Source organism: Wenyingzhuangia sp. (assembly GCF_039768515.1).
Lineage (GTDB): Bacteria > Bacteroidota > Bacteroidia > Flavobacteriales > Flavobacteriaceae > Wenyingzhuangia.
Genome location: NZ_JBDNAI010000076.1, coordinates 1 through 3078, shown reverse-complemented (window position 1 = coordinate 3078; position 3078 = coordinate 1). Strand labels below are relative to the sequence as shown.

Here is a 3078-nt window from a genome sequence, read left to right as displayed (position 1 = left end):
TTAGACAAGCTGTTGCATGTATTTCTGATAAAGAATTCGTGTTAAACAACATTCTTCAAGGTGTTGCTGTAAATATGGATGGTCAAATGCCTGAAGCTCTAACAGCTTGGGTTGCACCTGTAACAGGTGTCCTTGCTGATTGTGCTGGCCTTAATGCTGAAGAGAGATTCAACAAATCAGTTGAAATTCTTCAAGCAGGCGGTTGGACAGCTTCAGACTGGGGTTCCCATGCTGGTGGTGCTGAAAGAGCAGTGGCTCCTACAGGAATTAAAGGACCAGGAGGAGTAACACCTCCATCAGACATGTTGCTATATGCACCAGGTGCTGGTTATGATCCATTGAGATCAACAATGTCCTTATTCATTGCTGACTGGATGCAACAACTCGGACTTGACGTAACAGCGAGACCAACAGGTTTCAACGTTATTGTTGACAAAGTGTTTACACCAGAAAACTGTGAGGATTGGTATTTCTACATGCTTGGTTGGGGATTAAGTGCATTCCCTAATCATCCTGGAGATTTCTTCAATTCCAAGAACGACACATGCGAAGGTGGTTACAACACACCTGGTTTTAACAACGCAGAGTTCGACGCATTAGATGCTGAATTCCAAGCTGCTAAAACTATTAGTGATGCAATAGCCCTATCGCAAAAAATGGAAGCTATATTATTTGAAGAAATGCCTTATTTGGTATTATTCAACGTACCTACACTTGAGGTATATAGAGATACTGTAGAATTTCCATTCACAGATGTATTAGACGGATTAACAGGTACAGGTGGCGGTTACGCTAGCCTTGTAAAAGTTAAGAGCTAATAAGATTAAATAAACATGGGTAGGCCTCGGCCTACCTATGTTTTTTAAGTGTTTAAAATAGGGTGAATAATGGTTGAGTATATTATTAGAAGAACATTACAGATGGTTGTAGTGTTTTTTATTTTTCTTGTTAGTTCATACTTACTATTTAATGCCATTCCAGGTAATGCATTTTCTAACTTACTTCTGAATCCAAATCTACCTCCTGATGCTTATCAAAAAGTTCTTGAAACCTATGGTTTAGATAAACCACTTGGAGAAAGAGTACAGCTTTATGTTGTTAACTTTTTTAAAGGTGATTTTGGTTATTCCTACAAATATTTTCCTAAAACTCCTATAGAGTTAATTGCTGAAAGATTACCACGTACTCTAATGCTATTTTCAGTTGTTAATATAGTCGCTTTTTATACTGGTTTTTTTATTGGAAAAATTCTTGCTTGGCGAAGAGGTTCTAAGTCTGAAACATGGATAACAATAACATCAGTTTTTTCATATACAGTTTTTTATCCATGGTTTGCTTTGATGATGCTTTGGTTTTTTGGTTATAAAATGGGTTGGTTCCCAATAGGTAAATTCCTCTATCCTGAAAAGTGGTATGATGCTCCATTTGATAGTGATGTGATATTTTCCATGATGATAAAGTTTACTGCAATTGTTTCTCTTCTACAATTTGCTTCTTATACGTTTACTAGGGGAATTGAAGCACTTTCATCTAGAAGAAATATACGCTTTGCAAGCCTTATTGTAATTTTTATTGGTAGCTACTTCTACTGGAATACTGGAGAAGCTTTAGCAAGAAAACCTTATGCTGCTGACATTGCATATCACATGATTCTTCCAGTTATGGTAGTTACAATTGTTGCATTTGCTGGAACAGCTCTTCTTACTCGTACCACAATGATGGAAGTACTTAAAGAAGATTATATTTTGACAGCTAGAGCAAAAGGTATTAGTCAAAAAAGAATCAGAGATAGACATGCTGCTAGAACAGCTCTATTACCAGTTGTTACGTCATTTATCTTTACAATAGTTACAATTATCGATGGTTCAGTTCTTACCGAACAAATCTTTTCTTGGCCAGGAATGGGACAACTTCTTTTACAAGCCGTACTAGAAGAGGATATACCTGTTGCTATGGCAGCTTTTTCTTTTGTGGGAGTATTCGCTTTAATTGCACATTTAATTGCAGATATATCATACTCCTATTTAGATCCAAGAATAAGGGTTAAATCACAAGGATAATTTATGCAAATCAATGACTCAAAAGAAAAAGAATTACAGAAACAACTAAGAAAAGAATCTGTAAAGAGAAACTGGAAACTTTTTTCCCAAAGTAAATTAGGAATGATTGGTTTAGGGATTGTTTCAGTATTTTTAATACTTGCATTACTACAACCCTTTTTATTCTTAACAGGTATTTGGAGTGAGAGTATTTATCACCCAGTCGTAGGATATGATCAGATAATTGAAAAAAAACTAGTTGTTGAGTGTCCGAAGGAATATCCTACTCCTAAATATGCAACATCTTACGATTGTCCAGCTGAAGGTGAGGTTCAGAAAAAAATGCTTTATCTTGCACAAGGTGTAGAAGTTGGAGATATGTATGATGTTTATCTTCAACCAGCTCCTCCATCTCGTAAACATCTATTAGGAACAGATTCTTTAGGACGGGATGTTTTCTCTCAGATAATGGAAGGCAGCCAAGTGGCTTTTGTTCTAGGATTACTAAGTGCAACTCTTGGAGTAGGTATATCGACAATCCTTGGAACAATTGCAGCATTCTTTGGTGGAAGAATTGACGCTTACCTCATGAGACAATCAGATTTAGTTTTAATGCTTCCAACCTTACCCCTACTTTTTATTATTTCAGCATTCGCTGAGCTTAAGATATGGCATTTAGCGGTGGTTTTAGGCGTTTTAGGAGGATTAGGTGGCTCCGTTATAACTATTAAATCTCAAGCACTCCAAGTAAAGGTGAAACCATTCGTTGATTCTGCAAGGATCACTGGTGGATCACAAAGAAAAATTATGTTTTCTCATGTGTTACCAAATGTTGCCCCGCTAGCTCTGTTATTCATGGTTTTTAGTGTTACTGGTGCAATAGCATCAGAGTCAGTATTATCATTTCTTGGATTGCTTAATATAGACATGAGTTGGGGTTTGATGATATATCTATCTCAAACTGATGGTTTTATTTTTTCAGGCCTTGAATATTGGTGGTTAATATTGCCAGCAGGGCTTTCTGTTACATTTTTAGCCG

3 protein-coding genes are annotated in these 3078 nt (G+C 36.5%); all 3 read left to right on the top strand.

What is annotated here, in order from left to right; translation table 11 throughout:
• A partial coding sequence (locus tag ABF281_RS04670) for a hypothetical protein (protein WP_347180534.1) occupies nucleotides 1–818 on the top strand: 818 nt, incomplete at its 5' end.
• 69 nt (nucleotides 819–887) lie between these two features.
• Complete coding sequence (locus tag ABF281_RS04665) at nucleotides 888–2060, top strand: ABC transporter permease (RefSeq protein WP_347180533.1); 1173 nt, start codon at nucleotides 888–890, stop codon at nucleotides 2058–2060.
• Between the two features lie 3 nt (nucleotides 2061–2063).
• Nucleotides 2064–3078, top strand: a 1015-nt coding sequence (locus tag ABF281_RS04660; RefSeq protein WP_347180532.1) for an ABC transporter permease, incomplete at its 3' end; no start/stop codon positions are given.

Excerpts from the sequence above, each read along its gene's own strand:
- ABF281_RS04665 (WP_347180533.1), top strand. The coding sequence starts at position 888 with ATGGTTGAGTATATTATTAGAAGAACATTACAGATGGTTGTAGTGTTT.